The sequence below is a fragment of the Mesorhizobium sp. B3-1-8 genome (genome assembly GCF_006439495.1).
GTDB lineage: Bacteria > Pseudomonadota > Alphaproteobacteria > Rhizobiales > Rhizobiaceae > Mesorhizobium.
Genome location: NZ_VFTK01000020.1, coordinates 66,357 through 86,374 on the forward strand (window position 1 = coordinate 66,357; position 20,018 = coordinate 86,374).

24 protein-coding genes are annotated in these 20,018 nt (G+C 61.5%); 12 read left to right on the top strand and 12 right to left on the bottom strand.

Annotated features, from left to right (window positions below):
- Positions 1-25: 25 nt before the first annotated feature.
- Entirely contained in the window at positions 26-811 is a 786-nt protein-coding gene (locus tag FJ424_RS19420; protein ID WP_140654204.1) for an SDR family NAD(P)-dependent oxidoreductase, read from the bottom strand.
- A gap of 162 nt (positions 812-973) precedes the next feature.
- On the opposite strand from FJ424_RS19420, the gene FJ424_RS19425 reads away from it, so the two are divergent.
- Entirely contained in the window at positions 974-1,180 is a 207-nt protein-coding gene (locus FJ424_RS19425; protein WP_140646352.1) for a hypothetical protein, read from the top strand.
- A 230-nt stretch (positions 1,181-1,410) separates the two neighbouring features.
- Here FJ424_RS19425 and FJ424_RS19430 read toward each other — a convergent pair whose 3' ends face one another.
- Positions 1,411-1,734 carry a hypothetical protein gene (locus tag FJ424_RS19430; protein WP_140654202.1) on the bottom strand — a complete coding sequence of 108 codons (324 nt, stop codon included), beginning with the start codon at positions 1,732-1,734 and terminating at the stop codon, positions 1,411-1,413.
- Between the two features lie 210 nt (positions 1,735-1,944).
- Between FJ424_RS19430 and FJ424_RS33650 the strand changes: the two genes are divergently transcribed.
- Together FJ424_RS33650 and FJ424_RS19440 are read left to right on the top strand one after the other, a co-directional pair.
- On the top strand, positions 1,945-2,727 hold the full coding sequence (locus tag FJ424_RS33650) for a hypothetical protein (RefSeq protein ID WP_181182047.1): 783 nt from the start codon (positions 1,945-1,947) through the stop codon (positions 2,725-2,727).
- The gene (locus FJ424_RS19440) at positions 2,720-3,100 is read left to right on the top strand and encodes a response regulator (protein WP_140654200.1); all 381 of its coding nucleotides are present in this window, start codon (positions 2,720-2,722) and stop codon (positions 3,098-3,100) included. Before FJ424_RS33650 ends, FJ424_RS19440 begins: the two co-directional genes overlap by 8 nt.
- Positions 3,101-3,111: 11 nt before the next feature.
- On the opposite strand, the gene FJ424_RS19445 is transcribed toward FJ424_RS19440, so the two are convergent.
- The 3 genes from FJ424_RS19445 to FJ424_RS19455 are packed head-to-tail and all read right to left on the bottom strand — an operon-like array spanning position 3,112 to position 8,102.
- Positions 3,112-3,486: a response regulator gene (locus tag FJ424_RS19445; RefSeq protein ID WP_140654198.1), complete on the bottom strand. Its 375-nt coding sequence runs from the start codon at positions 3,484-3,486 to the stop codon at positions 3,112-3,114.
- A gap of 34 nt (positions 3,487-3,520) precedes the next feature.
- On the bottom strand, positions 3,521-7,093 hold the full coding sequence (locus FJ424_RS19450; protein ID WP_140654197.1) for a CheR family methyltransferase: 3,573 nt from the start codon (positions 7,091-7,093) through the stop codon (positions 3,521-3,523).
- A complete protein-coding gene (locus FJ424_RS19455; RefSeq protein ID WP_140654195.1) occupies positions 7,047-8,102 on the bottom strand; it encodes a chemotaxis protein CheB in 1,056 nt (351 codons plus the stop codon). The genes FJ424_RS19450 and FJ424_RS19455 overlap by 47 nt, the downstream gene beginning before the upstream one ends.
- A 335-nt stretch (positions 8,103-8,437) precedes the next feature.
- Between FJ424_RS19455 and FJ424_RS19460 the strand changes: the two genes are divergently transcribed.
- Positions 8,438-8,869 carry a hypothetical protein gene (locus tag FJ424_RS19460; RefSeq protein ID WP_140646342.1) on the top strand — a complete coding sequence of 144 codons (432 nt, stop codon included), beginning with the start codon at positions 8,438-8,440 and terminating at the stop codon, positions 8,867-8,869.
- 52 nt (positions 8,870-8,921) lie between these two features.
- Here FJ424_RS19460 and FJ424_RS19465 read toward each other — a convergent pair whose 3' ends face one another.
- Positions 8,922-9,497, bottom strand: a complete 576-nt coding sequence (locus tag FJ424_RS19465) for a response regulator (RefSeq protein WP_226892159.1) — start codon at positions 9,495-9,497, stop codon at positions 8,922-8,924.
- A 453-nt stretch (positions 9,498-9,950) separates the two neighbouring features.
- On the opposite strand from FJ424_RS19465, the gene FJ424_RS19470 reads away from it, so the two are divergent.
- A complete protein-coding gene (locus FJ424_RS19470; RefSeq protein ID WP_140654193.1) occupies positions 9,951-10,553 on the top strand; it encodes a diguanylate cyclase in 603 nt (200 codons plus the stop codon).
- Positions 10,554-10,722: 169 nt separating this feature from the next.
- Here FJ424_RS19470 and FJ424_RS19475 read toward each other — a convergent pair whose 3' ends face one another.
- Entirely contained in the window at positions 10,723-10,926 is a 204-nt protein-coding gene (locus FJ424_RS19475; RefSeq protein ID WP_140654191.1) for a DUF2934 domain-containing protein, read from the bottom strand.
- Positions 10,927-11,107: 181 nt separating this feature from the next.
- On the opposite strand from FJ424_RS19475, the gene FJ424_RS19480 reads away from it, so the two are divergent.
- The 3 genes from FJ424_RS19480 to FJ424_RS19490 all read left to right on the top strand — a co-directional run bounded on the left by FJ424_RS19480 (position 11,108) and on the right by FJ424_RS19490 (position 12,560).
- Positions 11,108-11,419, top strand: a complete 312-nt coding sequence (locus tag FJ424_RS19480) for a hypothetical protein (protein WP_140654189.1) — start codon at positions 11,108-11,110, stop codon at positions 11,417-11,419.
- 180 nt (positions 11,420-11,599) lie between these two features.
- Positions 11,600-12,142 carry a gamma-glutamylcyclotransferase family protein gene (locus FJ424_RS19485; protein ID WP_246677301.1) on the top strand — a complete coding sequence of 181 codons (543 nt, stop codon included), beginning with the start codon at positions 11,600-11,602 and terminating at the stop codon, positions 12,140-12,142.
- Positions 12,143-12,233: 91 nt separating this feature from the next.
- Positions 12,234-12,560 (top strand): DUF982 domain-containing protein, encoded by a 327-nt coding sequence (locus FJ424_RS19490; RefSeq protein WP_226892161.1) that lies wholly within the window; start codon positions 12,234-12,236, stop codon positions 12,558-12,560.
- A gap of 9 nt (positions 12,561-12,569) precedes the next feature.
- On the opposite strand, the gene FJ424_RS19495 is transcribed toward FJ424_RS19490, so the two are convergent.
- The 3 genes from FJ424_RS19495 to FJ424_RS19505 all read right to left on the bottom strand — a co-directional run bounded on the left by FJ424_RS19495 (position 12,570) and on the right by FJ424_RS19505 (position 14,022).
- A complete protein-coding gene (locus FJ424_RS19495) occupies positions 12,570-12,824 on the bottom strand; it encodes a hypothetical protein (protein ID WP_140654187.1) in 255 nt (84 codons plus the stop codon).
- 274 nt (positions 12,825-13,098) lie between these two features.
- The gene (locus FJ424_RS19500) at positions 13,099-13,560 is read right to left on the bottom strand and encodes a hypothetical protein (RefSeq protein WP_181182046.1); all 462 of its coding nucleotides are present in this window, start codon (positions 13,558-13,560) and stop codon (positions 13,099-13,101) included.
- Between the two features lie 246 nt (positions 13,561-13,806).
- Positions 13,807-14,022: a hypothetical protein gene (locus FJ424_RS19505; protein ID WP_140654186.1), complete on the bottom strand. Its 216-nt coding sequence runs from the start codon at positions 14,020-14,022 to the stop codon at positions 13,807-13,809.
- Between the two features lie 367 nt (positions 14,023-14,389).
- Between FJ424_RS19505 and FJ424_RS19510 the strand changes: the two genes are divergently transcribed.
- From FJ424_RS19510 to FJ424_RS19520, 3 genes are all read left to right on the top strand, one after another.
- Positions 14,390-14,608 carry a hypothetical protein gene (locus FJ424_RS19510; protein WP_140654184.1) on the top strand — a complete coding sequence of 73 codons (219 nt, stop codon included), beginning with the start codon at positions 14,390-14,392 and terminating at the stop codon, positions 14,606-14,608.
- 449 nt (positions 14,609-15,057) lie between these two features.
- Entirely contained in the window at positions 15,058-15,801 is a 744-nt protein-coding gene (locus FJ424_RS19515) for a Crp/Fnr family transcriptional regulator (RefSeq protein WP_140654302.1), read from the top strand.
- Positions 15,802-15,860: 59 nt separating this feature from the next.
- Positions 15,861-16,871: an HWE histidine kinase domain-containing protein gene (locus FJ424_RS19520; RefSeq protein ID WP_181182045.1), complete on the top strand. Its 1,011-nt coding sequence runs from the start codon at positions 15,861-15,863 to the stop codon at positions 16,869-16,871.
- Between the two features lie 106 nt (positions 16,872-16,977).
- Here the strand turns inward: FJ424_RS19520 and FJ424_RS19525 are convergent, their stop codons facing one another.
- Both FJ424_RS19525 and FJ424_RS19530 read right to left on the bottom strand, forming a co-directional pair.
- Entirely contained in the window at positions 16,978-17,895 is a 918-nt protein-coding gene (locus FJ424_RS19525; protein WP_140654180.1) for a hypothetical protein, read from the bottom strand.
- A gap of 377 nt (positions 17,896-18,272) precedes the next feature.
- Complete coding sequence (locus FJ424_RS19530; RefSeq protein ID WP_181182044.1) at positions 18,273-18,869, bottom strand: isochorismatase family cysteine hydrolase; 597 nt, start codon at positions 18,867-18,869, stop codon at positions 18,273-18,275.
- Positions 18,870-19,285: 416 nt separating this feature from the next.
- On the opposite strand from FJ424_RS19530, the gene FJ424_RS19535 reads away from it, so the two are divergent.
- Positions 19,286-20,014, top strand: a complete 729-nt coding sequence (locus FJ424_RS19535; protein ID WP_140646331.1) for a DUF4142 domain-containing protein — start codon at positions 19,286-19,288, stop codon at positions 20,012-20,014.
- Positions 20,015-20,018 lie beyond the last annotated feature (4 nt).

Sequence of the window (20,018 nt, forward strand, 5' to 3'; positions counted from 1 at the left end):
GAGCGGGAATGTCCCCGGATCATTTTCAGCCCTCTTTCGCCGAACCCGGCTCGGCCATCTCGCGGTGCTGTTCGGCCAGCGCGCCGACCGGCGTGACATGGGCGGCGGCGACCTGCATCTTGTTCTTCCAGCCGCTGACGACCTGTTCTTCGCCTGCCATCAAGGCATCGTAGCCGTCTTTCGCCACATCCGCGGGGTTGTCCTTCTCCTGCGTTCCGACCTCGGTGTCCATCATATCGGCACGCTCGAAGAAGCGCGTCTGCGTGGCCCCCGGCATCAGCACGGTCACGCTCACGCCGCTGTCTTTCAGCTCGTGGCGCATCGCGATGGCAAAGGAATCGATGAAAGCCTTGGTGCCGTTGTAGACCGCCTGGAACGTACCCGGCATGAAGCCGGCAATCGAGCCGGTGAACAGGATCCGGCCGCGGCCGCGCTCCACCATTTTGCGGCCGAGCTTATGGGCGAGATAGACGGTGCCGGTGATGTTGGTGTCGATGACGCGGCGTGCCTCGCTCCAGTCCTGGTCGACAAAGCCGCGGCCCAGGCCGCGCCCTGCATTGAGGAAGAGAAGATCGATGTCGCGATCGCCGATCTTGGCGATCAATTTGTCGGCGCCGTCCTCGCTTGCAAGGTCGGCCTCCACTGCGTCGACCGAGACGCCATGCGACTGGAGCGCCTCGGCGGCCTGCTCGATGGCCGGCTCATCGGCGACAATGGCTAGATCGTAGCCGTCCTTGGCGCAGAGTTTCGCGAGCGCCTTGCCGATGCCGCTCGAGGCGCCGGTGACGACCGCCAGTTTCCTGTTTCCCATTCGATCCTCCTGAGTGGTTCGGCCGAACATCCGGTTGGACCGAATGTTCCTCGGGCGGGTAGGATTTCGGGCAAGGAGGATTTGCGCGCGGCCGATTGCTATGCGGTCGGCCGAGGGAACCGCGTGGGCGCTCAGGCTGTTGGATCAGCAAGGAGCAATGGCATGGGACTCTTTTCCGACCTGAGCAAAAAGCTGACCGAGAACCTATATGCTCATGGAAGCTATCTGAGCGATCCGAGCGCCGACCTGCCGCGGCGGGTGGAGGAAACGGTCGATCTGCTGATGCCCTTCGTGAAGCCCGAAGCGCGGGAAACGGTCAAGCTGCAGATCCTCGGTATCATCCACGAGCATATCTTTGACGAGAAGTGACTCCGGCTCGATCCCGGAGACACTAGCCGGCGGGGGCTCTGTCACCCCGAACGTCGGGATCCGCGCTGCTTTTCGGCTTCGCGCAGCACCCGCACAATGGCGTCGACTGGAGAGGGGTGTGTTGTTGGCTGTGCTTTCCAGCGCCACAGATGACGAAACAAACGTCTCAAGCGCGGCATCGCAATTACCTCCTTGCGCCATCCAACTTGGAACGGGGAATGATGTTCCTTTCATACCTGGCGGAAGACCGCGGCGAGCAGAAACACAACCGCGGCCAGTACAACCAGCGCCACGATCACCAGCACCGGGCCATTCCTGCGCGGTTGCAGGCCGGGCGCGTTCTCTGGCGGCCGCATCGCGTTGGCAAAGCTTGTCTGGTTGGTGAAGCTCGGTTTGCGCGGCCCGGCCGGCTTGGCGGAAGTCGGGACATCGCCGGCCTCGGCATCCGTCTCCTGCGGCGCCGCCGCAGGGTCGAACCCTGGGGTCTTGTCCTGCGTCCTGCCGGCCTGGATTTCGCCGCGGGCCTCGGCGGGTGTGCGTTGGTTGGGTGACATTCGGCGCCTCCTTTGTTTCCAAACCTGCTTCCGGCCCCGCTGTTCCAACCGGGCCTTTAGGATGGATATCGATCAGGGAGCCGCCTTCGAGTTCATCGCGAGCGCTTTGGGGATGTCAGGCGCGGCTATCTAAGTCGATTCTTGAACTGGGGCGGAACTTTCGGGAGCAGGGGAGCTTTGTATCCCCAACGCGGAGACGAAGAGGCAGGAATGCAAGTTCTCGACACAGCGATACATGCCGGTACTGGACACGTGACGGTCGAATTTCTCGGCGAGGACGGGGAAAACATCGCTGTCACCATGGTTGTCTCCGACCGCTTGCCTGGCGATGCCGCGCTTGTCGATCGCGCCAAAGAGTTGATGGTTCAGTGCGCGGCATTCGGCGGCCGATCTGCGCAAGGTAGCCAGGACGGCACCGTGGATGCCGTCCGGCCCGCCGACGAGAGGCCAATCGACGTGGGCCAGGATCTCTATACATTCGAATATCGCGAGGGTGGCAGTTTGAGGCGGCTTGATGGGGTGGAATTGCCCAACGCCGAAGCTGTACATGATGAAGCGCTGCGCTCGGCGATCGATCTGCTCGACGATCCGGCTGCCGAACCTCGGCGGGAGGGCTGGGCGGTTCGGGGCGGCGACGGCGATGTAATCTTGTCCATCGCTATCGATGAGGCAAAGCGGGAAAGGCGGCCGCGGCGTTGTGATGGAGGCAAGTCTGTGAAGGATCGGACTATAAATCTCTTTATGCCCTTGCACGCGATTGCCGCCGCAAGGGGCGATGGGCTGAGGTCGCAATTCCTTCGACTGTTCGAGGCCCGCGCGGCCTTGTCAGACCTCGACGTGATCCAACTTAGCCGGGGCGAGGACGCAGGCTTGGACCAAGCCGGCCCGAATCCTATCGGCAGCCGCGCAGCCGTTTGCGGGCGAAACATTGTGCGCTTCCCTGGCCGGCGGAGTACATCAAGCCGTGTGCCAGGAGGAGGTAAGCGTGTCTGAGGAGATGGTTATGCAAGCGCCCTTGGCACTGATCATTGAAGACGAATATTTGATCGCTTGCGACGTGGCGGATGGCTTAAGGGCGCTCGGCTTCGAGGTGGCGTGCGTGGCCTCGGAACGGGCAGCCGCGACATGGCTGGACGACAACCGCCCCGATCTGGCCATCATCGACATCCAATTGCTCGACGGCCAACGGGGTACCGCCGCCGCTCGCCTCAAGGAAGCGGGTGTGCCTTTCGTCGTCCATTCGGGCTACGATCCGGCGTTCCAGTCCGCTGTCTTCCATGGCGCGCCTTTTCTGCCGAAGCCTGCGCCGATCCGGCACCTGGTCGAACTTGCGAGCCGGTTGATAGGCGATCGCACCACGTCGTAGGCCAGGCTTTCTCAGTCCGGCGCATCGCTCTTGCGGAACCGCGACACCGCTTCAATCAACAGGTTGTAATCGACCGGCTTCGACAGCTTGGGCTTGTCGCGAAACTGGTCGGGAAAGACGGTGACGCTGTCATAGCCGGTAAGGAAAATGAAAGGGACACGGCCGAGCGTGAGATGCTCGGCCAGCGGAAAGCTTTGCTCCCCCCGAAGGTTCACATCCAGCACGGCTCCGTCCAGGGCAACACCATCGATATGTGCAAGCGCCTGTCTGACCGTAGGTGCCGGGCCGATCACTGTGCATCCTGCTTGCGTCAACCGGTCGGTGAGATCCTCCGCAAGCATAAATACGTCCTCGACCACGAGGACATTCAGGCCGGACAAGAGCATGTTGTGTCCACTCCTCATCGCTCAGCGGCAAATGTCACCGACCTTTGCCTGACGCCAGTGGAATTTCTATGTCGCATTCAAGTCCGGAGCGTTCGAACCTTAGATCGACCTTCCCTCCCAGCTCGTACTCCAAACTCTGCTGGATGAAGCTCGTTCCGAAATTCCGCCTTGGCGGCTCTTCGACGACAGGTCCGTCGATTTCCCTCCAGCGGATCGACAGAATGCCCGGTTTGTCGGTGTTCCAGGCTACTTCGACGCGACCGTCCTCTGTCGATAGGGCCCCGTATTTCGCGGCATTGCTGGCAAGCTCGAAGAACACCATGCCGAGTGTCGCGGCCGCGCTCGCGCCAAGCTGCAAAGGGCTTCCGAGGATGATGATATTCTGGCGCAGCTTGCTGCTGTAAGGCGACAGCACTGCCCGCAGCAACTGCTCGAGATCGGCATCTGTCCAGTTGTAGGAAGACAGCACGTCGTGCGTTCGACCCATTGCCTGCAGCCGCTGCTGGAAGGACGTGGAAAAATCGCTCATCGAACTGGATGTGCGAACCATGCGAGATGTCAGCGCGGTGATCGTGGCGAGGATATTCTTCACGCGGTGCTGCAATTCGTGCAGCAGCCTTTCCTGGCTGCGCTCGGCCTCCTTGTGGCTGGATATGTCGACCAGCGCCGCGATGGCGCCGCGGACCTTGCCCTTTTCGTCGAACAGCGGGTTGGCCGACATCATGACGTCGATTGCGGTGCCGTCTTCATGCTGGACCCTCGCTTCATAGCCGGGAATTGCCCTGCCGGTGCGCATTGTCTTGAGCAGTGGCTGGTCGTCGGTGCCTACCTTGGTTCCATTGAGCGTCAGCGGCAGGATTGCGGGCACGGATATCAGCTTGGTGCCGGCAGCGGGCCGACCCAACAGCTCCGCCGCGCGCCGGTTGGCGCGGATCTGCACGCCAGCGTCATCCTCGGCGATGAAGATGCCGATCGGCACGAGGTCGAGCAGGGTTCCGAGGCTTTCGACGCGGTTGCGCAGGTCGTGCGAGAGTGCGCCGATCGTTTTCTCGGCTTGCGTGATCTGGGTAATGTCGACGAAGGTGACGACGACGCCCGCTATGATGTTGTCGACTGTCCGGTAGGGCAGCACCCTCATGATATAGCTCTTGCCGTTGTCGATGCCCTCGATCTGCCGCTCGATCGTGCCAAGCCTTTGCAGCACCTGTTCCATGTCGGCCTGCAGGCCGTCGGCCGGGAAGCGCGGACGGACATGCGCCAGCGGCCGTCCGACATCGCTTTCCACCAGCCGGAACAGGTCGCGCGCGGTCGGTGTGAAGTTCTTGATGCAGAGGTCGCGGTCGAGGAAGACGGTGGCGATCTGCGTGCTTTCGAGCAGGTTCGCCACATCGTTGTTGGCGCGGGTGAGCTCGTCGACGCGCAGACTGAGCTCGGCATTGACGGTGTGCAACTCCTCGTTGATCGACTGGAGCTCCTCTTTCGAGGTCTCCAGTTCCTCGTTGGACGACTGCAACTCCTCGTTGATCGAGGAAAGCTCCTCGTTCGAGGATTTCAGCTCCTCGTTGGAGGATTCGAGTTCCTCCGTCGTGATCTGCAGACGCTCCTTGGTTTCCCTCAGCTCCCTTTCGAGCTGGCTGACATTGGCGCTTTCAACATCGTCGGTTATGTGGATGGCCTCGTCCTCGGCTTCAGGCTTGATCCCGCCTACATCCCGGAAGATCAGCATATAGAGGGGGTCGGAAGAACCATCGCCCGGCAGCGGCTGTACAGCCAGGCTGATCGTCTGACGCCCGCCATTGGTGCCGATGCTGATCTTGTTCTGGACTGCCACCTGTCCGGTGCTTACGGCCTTGTGGAGCGCGGCCCTCAGATCCATGCGCAACCCGCGACGCGCCATGGAAAAGACGCTGTGGCTGGGGGCGCCGGCAGCGAGCTCCAAATATTTGCCCGTGCCGCCTGAGCTGTGCATCATTTCGCCGGCGGCATTCACGATCACATATGCCGGCGAATAGCGCTCGACGAGCAAACGCTCCGCGATTTCCTGCAGGGTTTCGGTCGTTGCCCGCCGGCGCGCACTTGGATCCGTCGATCTCGCCGCGGCAGCGAGCGGGAATTCCGGCAACCGATGTGTGGTGGCCCCGTTGCGCCTTTGGAAGATGCGGTTTGTCTTATCTACCGTCGAGAACAGCTGTGGATGGCGCGTGACGTTCTCCGAGGAACCGAGAAGGAGATAGCCGTTGTTGCGCAATGCGTAGTGAAAGATCGGGACGATCTTTTCCTGCAGTTCCGGGCCCATATAGATCAAAAGGTTGCGGCACGCGATCAGGTCGAGCTTCGAAAAGGGCGGATCTCGCAAGAGATTGTGCGCCGAAAAAAGGCAGATCTCCCGCAAGTCGGCGGAAATGCGGTACGTACCGTCCTCGCGCAAGAAGAACTCCTTCAGCCGCTTCGGCGCAACGTCCGGCGCGATCGTCGCCGAGTAGCGACCGGCGCGCGCTACTTCCAGCGCGCGCTCGTCGATGTCGGTGGCGAAGATCTGTAAGTTGGGCGAGGCGGCGCCGCGCGGCGCGCTTTCCTTCAAGAGCATGGCGATCGAATAGGCTTCCTCGCCGGTGGCGCAGCCCGGCACCCATACCCTGATCGTCTCGCCAGGCTTGCGGCTCTCAAGCAGCCGGGGAATGACCACACGTTCGAGAGCTTCGAAAGCCTGCGGGTCCCGGAAGAAGCTGGTGACGCCGATCAACAGGTCCTGGAACAAAAGATCGACCTGCTGCGGGTCCTCGCGTAGCCGCTCATAGAAGACGGTAGGATCGTCGATCTGCAGCACCTGCATGCGGCGCTGGATGCGCCGCAAAATGGTGTTGTCCTTATAGCCGCTGAAATCATGGCCTGTGCGCGAGCGAAGCAGGGCGACGATGCGCGAAAGCTGTTCGGTCACTTCGCGCTTGCGTCGATCCCGCTCGGTTTCGGTGCGGCTCGCGTGAGTGAAATAGCTGACCAGCTTGCCGGCCATCTCCTCCGCGGGAAGCACCATGTCGACCAGGCCGCTCTGGACGGCGCTGCGCATCATCCCGTCATATTCGGCGCTCTCCTGCGCAAGGGTCAGTCCGCCGCGCTCCTTGATAGCCCTCAGGCCGACGGTGCCGTCGCTGCCGGTTCCGGAAAGAATGATTCCGGCGGCGTTCTCGGCCTGCTCCTGCGCAAGGGAGGTGAAGAAATCATCGATCGGCGCCCGTTTGTCGCGCTCGGCCGCGATCTTGACCAAGTGAAAGCGCCGCTCTTCAATCCTCACCGAAACACCTGGCGGGATCACATAGATGTTATCGGCTTTGATCTCTACGCTTTCGGCAACTGTTTGCGTTGCGATCGCGGTTGAGCGCTGGAGGATGCTGGCAAGTGCACTTTCGTGCTCGGCGTCGAGATGCTGGATGACCACGTAGGCGAAGCCGCTGTCGGCGGGCACCTCGGGAAAAAAGCTCCGCAATGCCGCGATGCCACCCGCCGATGCGCCGATGCCGACAATCGGGAAGGACGCCGGCTGTTTTTCATCGTCGGGCGAACTAACCCTTGCCTTGTGAGTACTTGCCTTCCGCGCTGACTTCGCCATTGCCCCTTACCTGAACCCGCCTGCTTTCGAGAATGCGTTCGATCACAGCGGCATCCGCCTCATATTCCTTCGCCCGCCTGCCCATTTCGGCGGCGAGTTCGGAGCGGAGCTTCGCCCGCTCCCGCTCTGCCATTCGCTTGGCAAACGCCGCCCGCTGCTGATGCGAGCGGAGCAGGCTCCACAGGATATCGTCGGCCTCCACCGCCTGCACCTCCATCACCGCGTCGGTGGTGAAGGCATGCCCGGTATGACACCGATAGCGCAGCATGTCACCGTCTTCGATCTCCCACAACGGCCCGTGACATTCCGGGCATGTAAACACTGACAATTCGCCAAGTCGATCCGCTTCTTGCATCGTCGAATGCTCCTGCGCGGCAATGGCCGCTTCCAATCTAACCACAGGCGGGGGAGGAAAGGATTCTCCGGGCGGCTCGACCGCAAGCTTTGCCAGCAAAGGGCCGAGCTCGGCAGCGGGCAGGCAGTGGTCGACGTCGACATAGCGCAGCGCGCTTTCAATCATCCCCGGCACCAGCGTGTCCTTGGGGTGCTGGACGACAGCCAGCCCGCCGACGGACTTGATGGCCCTTAACCCGGCGGTGCCGTCGGAAAGCGAACCCGAAAGCAGAACCCCGATGACACTCGCACCGTAGCTCAGCGCCGCCGAGCGGAACAAGGGGTCGATGGCCGGCCGGGCAAGGTTCTCGCGCGGGCCGCGCCGCAGCATCATATGGCCATCGTGAAGGAGAAGGTGGAAGCCGGGTGGCGCCACATAGATGCAGCCAGTCCTGAACTCTTCACCGTTCCTGGCCGGCTGCGTTTCGAGTGTGCCCGCGCGGTCTAGGATCTCCGGCAGGTAGCTGACCTGGCCGATATGCACCACGACGAACGTGGCGGCCGGCAGATCGGCGGGCAGGTCGTTGACAATCCGCTTCAGCGGCTCGATCCCGCCGGCCGACGCCCCGATGACGATGATATTGTGGTTGTTCGATGGGCCATGGGAACGGGCCATTCGCCAACAAGCCTCCAAGCTTGGCTGAGAACCGCTCCGATGCAGTGATGGCGCCACCGCGGTTCAGCGGTTCAAACGACTGGTCAGATGTTCAACCCTGCAATCTGCACGAAGTTCCATTCGCTGCCGGCCCAGGCTCATCACCGCGAGGATGGCTGGAACATAGCGGAGGACTGGCAGTTCGGGTTCGCTTCAGACGCCACGCCAGGCGTTTGTCGAGGATCGGTGGGCAACACCCCTGATCGGCCCGCGCCTGTCCCTCGCAGGCGCGGGCTTCCGGCCCGGCAGGTCTGCCGCGCCGTGCAGATATCGGCCTCAAACCACAGGAGACAGCAATGAAGCATCAGACCTCATATGAACTTCAATCGGTGGCAGTCGTCGACCGGCTTGGATTGATTCCGCTTGCAACGAGAACGCAGCGGATCGAGCGGTGGGCGGAACTGCTGGACCGCAATCCCCTTCGGTGCCTGTCCGCGCTAACGGGCACCGAATATGTCGATCCCGAGGTTCGCGAACGCGTGCGCGCGGACGGATCGCCGCTCGCGGTTGCGTTCGATGATCCGTTGCTGCGCGCGGCCGGCTTGCAGTCCGACACCTACGGCGAGGCGAAGCGCTTTTTCGAATTGTCCGATTGGCAATTGCATGACGTCGTGTGCAGCTGCCATGCCGGCGCGACGATGCAAGCCAGCTGGGCTGCCGCGCGGGTCCGCCGGATCATAAAAGGCAACCGGATTCTCGGCTGGCTCAGAAGCCGCCTGACGCATTGAGAATGCTGGTCGCCCGGCGAACGCAGGTCGCCGGCGGCTCGGCTGTCTGAGATCAGTGCAGCAGACAAGCTCCGCGCAGCCGCGCCATCCTGCGCATGATGGTGTTCAGCCAGTCGGCGATCGACGACCCTTCGGGCCTTTTGTCGATATCTTCAAGCGCCTGTTCCAAAGTGTGCTCGACAAGGCGGTCGGAAGCGCCGGCATCGTCCAGCAGCAGACGCGCGGTGAGCCGGAGTTTGGGGAGCAGCGCTACGACGTCCTCCGCCGCGGTCGCCGGCTGCGCGAAGGTCAATGGCTCTGCAGAGGGCTCCGGCTGGAACAGCGCATCGACCACGACAGCACGGTTTGACGACTTGCTCAGGCTGCTCGCGAAACGCAAACGCTCGGGGATGGCGATCTCGTCATACCCGCTGAAGAAGACGAAAGGCACGTTGCGCCGCATCAATTCATCCGCTACCGGGAAAACGTGGCGGCCATGCAGATTGATATCCAGAATCGCTGCGTCCGCCGCCTTTGCATGTCGCCCGGCCTGCTCCACTGTCGCTGCCGGTCCGAGGATGATAGCGCCCATGTCAGCGAAGAAAGTCGCCAGATCGCTGGCCACCAGCCACTCGTCTTCCGCGATCAAGAGGTGAAGTCCCCTGAGGTTTCGCACACGAAGCTCCTTAGTTCATATTCTCATTGTGGTGAGACCTCAGTCGCGGGGCATGCCGGGTCGATACCCGGCGCGTATATCCACGAGATCGCAGGGAACCCAATTGGTAGAACGCGGCGACGTGTGAACCGTTCCAGCCGTTCACTGCGCGCGCTTCGATCGGGATCCGACAGGCATGGAACCATTCCGCCGGCCTGCGGTTCGGCGTGAGGTCGGCCGGGAACCATGACTATGACGTCGCACGGCGAAGCTCCCAGGGACGACAACGGGGTCGAAATGCCGAATACGTCCGCGACCTTCCGGAAAGAGCGAGAATCCCAAGCGGGGTGGTGTTGGCGCTGATGCTGAAATACGGCAACGAGCCGAACGTGCTCGATCGCGAGGCTGCAAAGCTCGAGCGCGACGTGGAGAATAGGGAGACACGCGGTGCTAGCTGATCCGATGGTGCTCATCCTAATGTATTTCGTCTTGCCGTTCTGGCTGATTGCGGGCTTTGCCGACTGGCTCTGCCATCGCGCCACCCACATCGAATCGACGACCGGTGCGAAGGAATCGCTCATTCATTTGCTGATGTTCGCCGAGGTTGGAATCCCGCTGCTTGCGGCAATGTTCCTGGAGGTGAATGCCTTGGTGATCGCCGTGATGATCGTCACCTTCTTCGTCCACGAAGCGACGGCGCTGTGGGACGTTCGCTATGCGACCACCGCGCGCACGGTGAGCCCGATCGAGCAGCATGTGCACAGCTTCCTGGAAATGATCCCGCTGATGGGTCTGGTCATCGTGGTGGCGCTGCATTGGGACCAATTCCTGGCTCTGTTCGGCGCCGGAACGGAAAAGGCTCGCCTCGATCTAACCTGGAAAGAACAGCAACTGCCGGTGACATATATTGCCGCCGTGATGATTGTCATCGTGCTGTTCGAACTGCTGCCCTATGTGGAGGAGTTCTTCAGAGGTTTGCGCGCCAACTCAGGCCGGCTGGTGCCTGCCAAGGCCAGACGGCATGAGCCCGGCGACACCGCGACGCGGTGAGTTTAGCTATCCTCTCGGCCATTCTGGTCGATAGCGTGCGGCGATGGCTGCTGGGCGCCACCGCGCGGGCGTCCGCCGTTTTGGTCAAACCAGACCCATAGCGCGACCAGAACGATCACCAGAATGCCAGGTGCAATTAGGATACGACGCATCCGCAGGCCGAGGTGCTTCAGCCGCCCGGCCTGTTGGCGGCAGGGTCGGAGACGACGCCAACTGCGGGATCGGGCGCCACCGGGCCGCGCTCGACTTCCGAACCTTCCGGCTCGATCTCCTGGACGGCTTGATCCCAGTGTTCCTGCTGGCGGCCCTCGGGGCGACCATCACGCTCCCAGATTTCATGGGCGCGTTGCCTGATGCGTTCTTCCCCGTCCATGACGAGCCTCCTTTCGCACCTCCCGTAGCGCTGCTCGCACCTCCCGTAGCGCTGCCCGCGCCTAATTGATTGCCTGCACGTTTGTTCCGTCCGGTCAAAACGTGGGTGCCGTGTATCGTGCTGGATCGGGAACGTCGCCTTCGCGCCATTGTTACTTCTCCATGAGAAATGGAGATCAGCCATGAACAATCAGAACCGCCGCGAGACGGGCGCCACAAAATATCCCGCTAATAGCGATCCGGATCCTGCCGACCAATTTTCGCAGGAAGCTGCCGAGAATGAAAAGCCTCGCGAAGGCATGGGTCTCACCAGACGACAGGGCGAGGTCGAGGACAGGACCCATCAGTCGGAGGGCCGCAATCCGCCGCGCCAGACCACGCCCAGCCCGGCCACGCAAAAGAGTTCAGGGGCCGGTCCCTCTGTCGCGGAGCATTCCAAGGACGCCAAGGCGCCGAGGAGTGGTCGTCAGTCCGGCGCCTACGTGAAGGAATGAACTGCGCCGCGGTCGTCGCGGAACATAGCCATGACTTCTAAGTTCAGGGACTGCCGCCGCCGACGATCCGGCGGCGGATTGTGAGGCTCTGGAACCGTCCGGAGCCGCCGCAACCATGGCGAATCGATACTATGAACAAAGCAGCGTCACGCGAGTACCTGCGAGAACGGGCGGCGGCCGTTGGGCCGCCTTCGCTACTTGCTGGAGAAAACCAACGGGTGCATCTCGACCAACGCGACAGGCTTCGCCGCCGGTCAAAGCCCGTCGATTGAGATGTCCAGCCGACCATTGGCCGAGAACGTGTTCGTGTTCGGCACTTTGAAAAGAGGCTTTCCGCTCCACGATGAAGGCCTGTCGGGCGCGCGATTTATCGGCCCGTGCCGTACCAAACAGCGATATCCGATGCTGATCGCAGGGCCACGCTTCGCCCCGATGATGTTCAATGAGCCCGGGAGCGGCCTTCATGTCAGCGGCGAGCTTTATATCGTCGATGAATGCGTTCTGGCGAAGCTCGATAGCATTGAGTCAATCGGCAAACCGGGGAACTTTCGCATTCTGATCGAGATCGATCCTGTCGCGGACGGGTCAAGCACGCTGGCACATGTCTACATGAAGTCTCGCAGCCTTGCCGATCCGATCCAATCCGGATTGCTCGACCGCTACGAGGATCGGCGTTTCATCCGGGAGGACCCGGCAAAGCCCGGCCCGCGATGTTGTCCGTGACACAGGATTGCGGGGCCGGGCCCAGCCTAGGTGAGGGCACAAAGGCCAAATCAACATTGCCCCATGAATGACGGCACTGCGTTAACATAGGTTGTTGATTGCGGCGGCAATTACGCGCTTCTTTTTGTGCGAAATCGTCAGCGGCAAAACGATCATGCGCACAGAACGCATCAAACGTTTTCGCAAACCGGTTATCGTGCAGCCCGGCAGGGTCGATCGTGATCGGGTGGTGGTCACTGTGCTGGATGCGGCCGACATCCTTCTGCATACTTGGCCGCAACCGGACTCCAGCGCGCGACATCATGCAATCAGGGCATGTTTGTCGGTGTTGCGGGACGGAAAGCCTCCACGCGTGGCACGCCAGGCCTTCGTCGCCGCCGCAAAAGACGCAAGGATTTTCCTTGGCGACCAGACTTAAGGTCGGCCGCTATTTTCGCCTGCGAGCCCCTCTCCCGGCGCCTTGAGCATTTCGCCAGAGCGGATAAAGGCTTCTGTCTCTCTCGATCCTGTCCAGCAGCACGCGGGATTGCTGCAGCAGAATTTGGGCCTGGGCAATGGCCGAGCCGGTTTCATCCATCAGACGCTCCGCGCGCATGCGTGTCCGGAGAAGGTCTTCCAGGTACAATTGAATGCTATGCGAGCGAAATTCATCCATAGCGCCGAACAGCGAAGCAAGCCGCATGTTCCACTCAGTCGATAAGCCCGTAGTCATCAGGCAGACAGGCGATCACGGCGAACGGTGGTGCCCCGGCTGTCAGTACCCGTTTCGCATGTGGCGCATGTACTGGCTTGCTCTCAGCCAGATAGCCAACAGCACCAGGACGCCTGTCGACAAAAATTCGCTCTGCCAGGCGATCATCAGCTCCAACGCACCATCCAGGCATGGTTGCGATGCAGGCGCCGCTGCATTCGTCAGAGCTCTGGCGATGAGAGTGGCAGACACCCCGCGTTGCCGCTCACGAACCCGCTTTGTAAATCCCGCATGGTAGCGCTAGGCGCGCACCCGTCGCCGTCCCTCCAAAGCCGCTGTCGACCTTAGGCAGCCATGCAAAACGGCAACAGGCTGCTATTGGCGTTTGAGCGTCTCCCAGCGCCTTGGAAATGGCGCCGACGATTTGCCGGAGCTGCACCGGCTTCTGCAGCCGCTCGATGTCGTCGAACCGGTCGGGGATCACCTCCTGATCGTAGCCGGTGATGAAAACGAACGGGATACGGATATCCTTGAGGGAATCGGCCAGGCTGAATGACGGCCCGGGCCCGAGGTTGATATCGAGTAGAACCGCATGGGGGCGCCGCTCTTCGAGTTCAGCCCTCGCGGCCCGATCGGATGGACATGGCCCGATGACCTCGGCGCCGGCGCAGCGCAACGCGCGCGCCGCCTCGAGGGCGATGTAATATTCGTCCTCCACGACCAGCACAGTGCGGCCGCCGAGATCAGATCCTCCCATCACAGCCAGTGCTCCTCCAAACACCGTGTCACCCTTAGGAGCGCTTCTTGCTGCCCCTGGCGACCGCCAAATTGACGCGGCGAATGACTCCCTTTGTCATCTTTCCGCAATCCAGCCTCCCGCTCCAATATTGGCATGACGATATTAGTGGTCGACGCATGTCGGAGCGGAAAGGAATATGGCTCAGCGTCGCGAAATCTCAATGGCAGCGCATCTTCAGATACCATTTGCGTCTGTTTCCTCGCGTGCTGGGTTCTGCAACGCCTGCTTGAAGGCCTCGATCAACGCCGGCGGGCTGGGTTCGCCCTCATGGAGATCTTCGTAAAGCGACCGGACGATGTCCTCGATCGGCACCGCCAGATCGGACAGCGAGAGCTCACGCGCTACAGCCGTGATTTCGCAAAAACCAGAGCTGTTGGGAGCGGAGATCATTGTGTTCTTCTTACTGTTCGGCTGAACGCCTTGCGGGCGATCCCAGGCGCCATTTCGACCGGGTCCGCCGGTGACGCTGAAGATGTCTGCGCTCGGCGCCGGTGCCCGACATAACGCAGGTCAAAGCAACTCTTTCCCGGTTCGGATAAATCTCAGCCCTGGCTTGACAAAACGGCGGCAGCCAAAGAGAGCCGGAGGGCCCGCCTAACTCTACCCCAGGCGAGGCCCTTTCTCCTGATCGGACCCTTGCCGCGCCGAAGCTTCCAAAGAATTTCCGCCTTCCTCTCATGGGTTAATGCGTGGCCGCGAGGCCGGGCGCAATTATCAACTGCAAGACAGCAAAAGCGCGGCTAAGGGAGGTTGCGGCGTGATCAAATATCATCCTGTGCGGCTCAACGAACTCATCGAACATTACATGGAAACGCGTTCCTCGAACCGCTCGCCGGTGTCCGTGGCCGCGGCCACGCGTGCCATCTTGACGGTCATGCCGGATTGCTCGGTCGAGTGCCCGCAATTGAGCAACATGATCGCGCGATCGGCCGTAAAGCACGGCCATGTCGTGAGCTTCGACTTGATGGGCATCTGATCCGGCGACGAACCTTCAGCGGTGCCGGCAATGGCTGGCGTGTCATTTCCGGTATGTGACGCGCCGGTTCCATAGGATCGTAAGGCTTCTCAGGTCTGCGACTTTCGCGTCGTAGCCGGTGGCGAAAACCAGCGGCAGCCGCCGGCAAAGTCGACGGTGGCGAGGTCCAGAGGGAGGACGGCGGCGTCGGCGCGATCATGACAGGCTTCCATCGCTTCATAGTTGGTCGCGACAGGACCGATGACAGCCAGACCGAGCGCAGCGAGCGCTTTGGTGATATCCTGGCCCAGAAAAATACTTGTCTTCCATCTCGAGCACGCGAGCACCGGCGACCTTCTAATCCATTGGCCTGCCTCCCCCGACGGCGAGTCGCCGCGCCCATGCTGGACATTAACATAGGTAAGGTCGCCGGCAGATCATTCTGTGTACCACGGGACAAGAGGATAAGGATGAGGCGACCTCTGATCCGCAAGCTCGAGAAATTCACGCGGCTTTCGCATGCCGACAAGGAGATGCTGGTCAAAATCGCGGCGCAACGCGTCCGGCGCTTCTCCGCCCGAGAAGACATTATCCATGAAGGCGAGAAACCTGAATTCATCAATCTGATCAACGAGGGCTGGGCCTACCGCTATAAGACCCTCGAAGACGGACGCCGGCAGATCATTGCGTTTTTCCTCCCCGGCGATCTGTGCGATCTCAACGTCTTCATCCTCAAGGAAATGGACCACTCGATCGGTGCCATCACGCCGGTCGTAGTCTCGGAAATTTCACGCGCCGCTTTCGACGAGATGATGATCCGGCACCCGCGCATCACTCAGGCACTGTGGTGGGAATTGCTCGTCGCGGCGGCCATCCAGCGCGAGTGGACGGTCAACCTCGGCCAGCGCGATGCGCTCGAGCGGATGGCGCATCTGTTATGCGAGTTGTTCATCCGGCTGGAGGCTGCCGGCTGCACAAGCAATAGCAGTTGCGAATTCCCGTTGACGCAGACGGAGTTGGGCGAGACGCTGGGTATGTCGACGGTTCACGTCAATCGTACGCTGCAGGAGTTGCGCGCTTCGAACCTCATTGTGCTGAAGGACAGGACGCTCACCATTCCCAATCTCCAGGCATTGCAGGACGTCGCGCTTTTCAATCCCAACTATTTGCATCTCGATCGCGAAGGCAGGCATCTCGATGCTAATGAGGAGTGATGTCCAAGGGCCCGCCCGACAAGCCGCTTGAACGCGGTCTGGCCAATGTCAACGCGGCCATGCGCGAGCATGCGCGTGCCGAGGCCCGGCTGCGTGACGGCGAGGAGAACCTGCAGGATTTCGGAGAGGCCGCCTCGGACGTATTGTGGATCCGCAACGCCGAGACGCTGCAGTGGGAATACCTGACGCCCGCCTTCGATGCCATTTACGGGATGAGCCGTGAACAGGCCTTGGCCGGCAACCACTTCGCCACCTGGATCGAGCTTATCGTGCCCGAAGATCGCGAGTATGTGCTGGGCCAGATCGAGCGCATTCGCGAGGGCGAACGCGCGACCTTCGAATACCGCATATGCCGGCCAGCCGACAACGAGATACGCTGGCTGCGCGATGCCGATTTTCCGATGCGCGATGAAGCGGGAAAGGTCGCCCATATCGGTGGCGTCGGCCAGGACATCACGCGTCAGCGGGAAGCCGAGGAACGGCAGCAGGCGCGCTTCGCTGAATTGCAGCATCATGCGCGCAACACGCTGGCGGTCATCCGTTCGATCGTGCGGCGTACGATGGAAAAGAGCGAATCGCTGGACGAGGCGGCGGCTCATCTGGAGGGTCGCATCAACGCTTTCGCCCGTGTGCAGGCAGCCATCACGCGGCGCCCGTCCATCGGCATCAATCTGGCGTCGATCGTCGCGGAAGAATTGCGCGCCGCAGGTGGCCGGGAAGACGAGAACCTGATGATCAAAGGCCCGTCCGTGGCTCTGGCGCCCAAGGCCGCCGAGACAATGGGGCTGGCCATTCACGAGCTGGCGACGAATGCCCTGAAGTACGGAGCACTTTCAAGTCGCGCGGGCCGCATCGACATCGAATGGCAGCTGGACGAAGACGCGCTCCGCTTCACATGGACAGAAAGCAGTCCCCATGATTTCAGCCCCGCTGAGCGGCGCGGCTTCGGCCTGGAGGTGCTGGAGCACACCTTGCCTTACGAGCTCGGAGCGACGGTGGATTTGCGGATCGCTCCGAGCGGTCTCAATTTCATGGCTGTCATCCCGCTTGAGGCCATCGGCAGCCAGTAGCACCACGGGCGGCGGCTGAATTGCCCTTCTATTCTTTGTTTCAAAACAATTCCGAGAGGAAAGCCGCTCACACTTTCCTGGAATGCTCCAGGCCCGGCGATATCCGTCAGCCGTTTCGCAAAAAGCGGGCCTCGTCCTCATCTCTCTGGCGGCCACCAAGCACTCCGGCGACGGCCGCGATGAAGGCGCCGATTACCAGAGACAAAGCTCCGATCAGCGCGGTCGTGGCGCTTGCCTTGCGAGCCTTATCGGCGGCCGTCTTGGCCTTGTTCTTGGCATCCTCGATCCGCGCCAAGACGTCGTCGACCCGCTTCAGCGCATCAGCCTGTGGAAGACCCGTGCGCGACGCTACCAGGCGGGCGAGATAAGCCTTGTCGTCCGCGCTCATTTCCCCGTTCGCGGCGCCGACCGCCAGTATGCGTGATGCCTGGGCCGTGGTGTCCGCGTTGTTCTGGGGCGCGCCAGCCGCGGGAGGCGCGGCAGCGGCTGCGTTGTCGGCCGGCCGGAACAACGAGTCGACGAAGTATCCGGCCAAGTCATTGGCGGATGGCGACTGCGCCGAGGCCCGCGAAGCCGCGCCGGTGGCGGCGCCGCTCAACAAGCCGGTCGCGGCCTGGGTGCCTGCGCCGACAATCCCCGAGATCGCCGAACCAAGGACGGTCGCCACCAGCAAGGTAGCCAAGGCCCAAGCGAGGAAGCCATGCGCCGTATCACGGAAATACACCTCGTCGGTGTGGACGTTGACCCATTTGGTGCGAAGCCGCCCGGCAATATAGCCTCCCAGCGCGGATGAGAGCCATTGCACGATGACAAGCCAGATCGCGGTCGAGACCGCAAATGTCGTCAGGGAGGCGCTGCCCCAGGGCGACATCATGGTCAGGCCAAGCCCGGACCCTACGAGCATCAGGACGACTGTAAGGGTTGAGGCCGCAAAAGCGCCGGCCACAATGGGACCCCAACTGACCGCGGAGCTCGACGTTTCGATTGCGGCCGGTTCATCGACCCCGGAAAATGCATTGGTCATCGTCGGGCTCCTAACGCGCGAAAAGCATCAAAAGAATGATGATCGGGATTGGAACGCCGAGCAGCCAGAGCAGAATACCTCGTCCCATTTCTTCCTCCTGGAAATCATGTTCAGATGCTTGTACCTAATTCCCGGATTTGGCTTTCGTTCCTTTCGACGGATGAAGCGCCGACTTGATCCAAAGCTGGGGGCTTCAGCGGGCAAAGCCCGCCCGCAAGGGGAACGGGCGGGCCTCGATCAGACAATTGAGGCCTGAGATGGCGCATGGGGACGCGACATGCGCCATCGCCGGTCGAACTGAGGTTTTGCCTAGATATTCCCGGAGAACTCAGCAATCAGGACAGTCAAAATGGCCGTACCAACATCGCTCAAGGCGGCTAATGCCAGTATCCAAGAATAGCGTCTACCGGCGCCACCTCGACATGGTGGGAGTAGCGCTTGGTGAAGAGCTTCAGGATGTTTTCATAGGCTTCATCGGACGTGCTGCAAATGGCGTCCTCCGCCAAGATCGTTCGATAGTCGAGATCGACAGAGCCGAGCAAGGTCGCCAGAACGCACATGTCGGCCTCGCCGCCGCTGACGATGACCTCCTCGACGCCTTCGGACTGAAGCACGCGAGCAAGTTCGCCGCTCAGCCACGGTGAATAGATCGGTTTATCGAACAGGCACGCCGGCGGGATGTGGATGGCAAGCTCGGGCAGAAGTTCGACCATCTCCTTGCCGGCCCTTGCGATCGTCATCTCCGCCAGATGCTCATATTCCACTGACCATGGCCTTTGCCCGGATTCCACGCCGGGATGAACCTGGTGAAGATCGTGGCTTCCGGTCGCTTGCGCACCAGCCTGTGAACTTGTGGCAGGCAGCCATTCGACCGCCCAAGGCCCCAGCGGCGTGACATCTGCTGCATGTTTACGCAGATATGGACGGCTTTCTCCGAGATCGGTGAGAGCGCTGCCAAAGTATTTTGCCTTCAAATCGCGGCGCGTTCGAAATCGCGAGAAGCAGTTCGCGTGTCGAAATCCCGCGTCAGGCCGGACTCTTTGATGCGACAGGCTAAGACGCGTATTGCGCGTGCGAACGATACATCTTGATGCGTTCGAATTCCCTCGCGTGCGCCTTGGCCATGGCCGCGCACCGTTCGCGTTCGAGAAGGCGCGAGATCATGGAGGGTACAAACCCACGCCGCGCCCTCCAGCTCGCGGAGGCAGAGCCCAACGGGTTGGCTGAAGCATCTAACTTGCCGTCCAAGCCACTTCGACACCAAACGGATCCAACTCACGATCCGCCCGGCCGCGGCCGGGCTATTTTTCAGAGCATGGAATGAGGCGCCTGGGGAACAAAGGGCAAGAACGGTTGTTCGGTGCCACCAAGACCAAAGGAGCCTTGCCCCATGAGCACGCGGACATTCTTTATCCCATCGGCGGCCGCTGCGTTGATGCTTGCCTTTCCGGCCTTCGCGGCCGACGACGCGCAGACCTTCGTCAACAAGGCAGCCATCGGCGGGATGTTCGAAGTGGATTCGAGCAAAATCGCGCAGGACAACGCGAAGGATCAGCAGATCAAGAATTTCGCCAAGCGGATGATCACCGATCACGGCGCGGCGAACGCCAAGCTGCAGAAGATCGCCGGCGAGCAGAAGTTGCAGGTACCGGCGCAATCCGATGCCAAGCATAAGAGCGATCTGGAACGATTGCAGAGCACGACGGCCTCACTGGACCAGCCTTACGTAGAGATGCAGCGCAAAGCGCATGCAGACGCAGTCGGCCTGTTCGAGGCGTACGCCAAGGATGGAGACAATCCCGCCCTCAAATCTTTCGCGGCGGAGACGCTGCCGACGCTGAAGATGCATCAGGACATGATCGAGAAGATCGCCGGCGGCAGCGCGGGCATGCCGGCGGTTAAATCGGCATCGACGCCCAAACCATCCGCTCCTGTCCCCGGCGCGAACAGCTTCACCGAAGCGCAGGCGAAGAAGCGCATCGAGGATGCCGGCTACGGGGACGTCTCGGCGCTCGCCAAGGACGAACAGGGCATCTGGCGCGGTCAGGCGACGAAGGACGGCAAGGGCACCGCCGTTGCGCTCGACTATCAGGGCAACGTCTTTGCCAGCCAACAATAAACAG

What these genes read in the sequence shown, in the direction of transcription:
- FJ424_RS19420 (WP_140654204.1), bottom strand. Translation starts at nt 811, where the DNA reads ATGGGAAACAGGAAACTGGCGGTCGTCACCGGCGCCTCGAGCGGCATC.
- FJ424_RS19425 (WP_140646352.1), top strand. Translation starts at nt 974, where the DNA reads ATGGGACTCTTTTCCGACCTGAGCAAAAAGCTGACCGAGAACCTATAT.
- FJ424_RS19430 (WP_140654202.1), bottom strand. Translation starts at nt 1,734, where the DNA reads ATGTCACCCAACCAACGCACACCCGCCGAGGCCCGCGGCGAAATCCAG.
- FJ424_RS33650 (WP_181182047.1), top strand. Translation starts at nt 1,945, where the DNA reads ATGCAAGTTCTCGACACAGCGATACATGCCGGTACTGGACACGTGACG.
- FJ424_RS19445 (WP_140654198.1), bottom strand. Translation starts at nt 3,486, where the DNA reads ATGCTCTTGTCCGGCCTGAATGTCCTCGTGGTCGAGGACGTATTTATG.
- FJ424_RS19450 (WP_140654197.1), bottom strand. Translation starts at nt 7,093, where the DNA reads ATGGCGAAGTCAGCGCGGAAGGCAAGTACTCACAAGGCAAGGGTTAGT.
- FJ424_RS19455 (WP_140654195.1), bottom strand. Translation starts at nt 8,102, where the DNA reads ATGGCCCGTTCCCATGGCCCATCGAACAACCACAATATCATCGTCATC.
- FJ424_RS19460 (WP_140646342.1), top strand. Translation starts at nt 8,438, where the DNA reads ATGAAGCATCAGACCTCATATGAACTTCAATCGGTGGCAGTCGTCGAC.
- FJ424_RS19475 (WP_140654191.1), bottom strand. Translation starts at nt 10,926, where the DNA reads ATGGACGGGGAAGAACGCATCAGGCAACGCGCCCATGAAATCTGGGAG.
- FJ424_RS19480 (WP_140654189.1), top strand. Translation starts at nt 11,108, where the DNA reads ATGAACAATCAGAACCGCCGCGAGACGGGCGCCACAAAATATCCCGCT.
- FJ424_RS19495 (WP_140654187.1), bottom strand. Translation starts at nt 12,824, where the DNA reads ATGCGGCTTGCTTCGCTGTTCGGCGCTATGGATGAATTTCGCTCGCAT.
- FJ424_RS19505 (WP_140654186.1), bottom strand. Translation starts at nt 14,022, where the DNA reads ATGATCTCCGCTCCCAACAGCTCTGGTTTTTGCGAAATCACGGCTGTA.
- FJ424_RS19515 (WP_140654302.1), top strand. Translation starts at nt 15,058, where the DNA reads ATGAGGCGACCTCTGATCCGCAAGCTCGAGAAATTCACGCGGCTTTCG.
- FJ424_RS19520 (WP_181182045.1), top strand. Translation starts at nt 15,861, where the DNA reads ATGCGCGAGCATGCGCGTGCCGAGGCCCGGCTGCGTGACGGCGAGGAG.
- FJ424_RS19525 (WP_140654180.1), bottom strand. Translation starts at nt 17,895, where the DNA reads ATGACCAATGCATTTTCCGGGGTCGATGAACCGGCCGCAATCGAAACG.
- FJ424_RS19535 (WP_140646331.1), top strand. Translation starts at nt 19,286, where the DNA reads ATGAGCACGCGGACATTCTTTATCCCATCGGCGGCCGCTGCGTTGATG.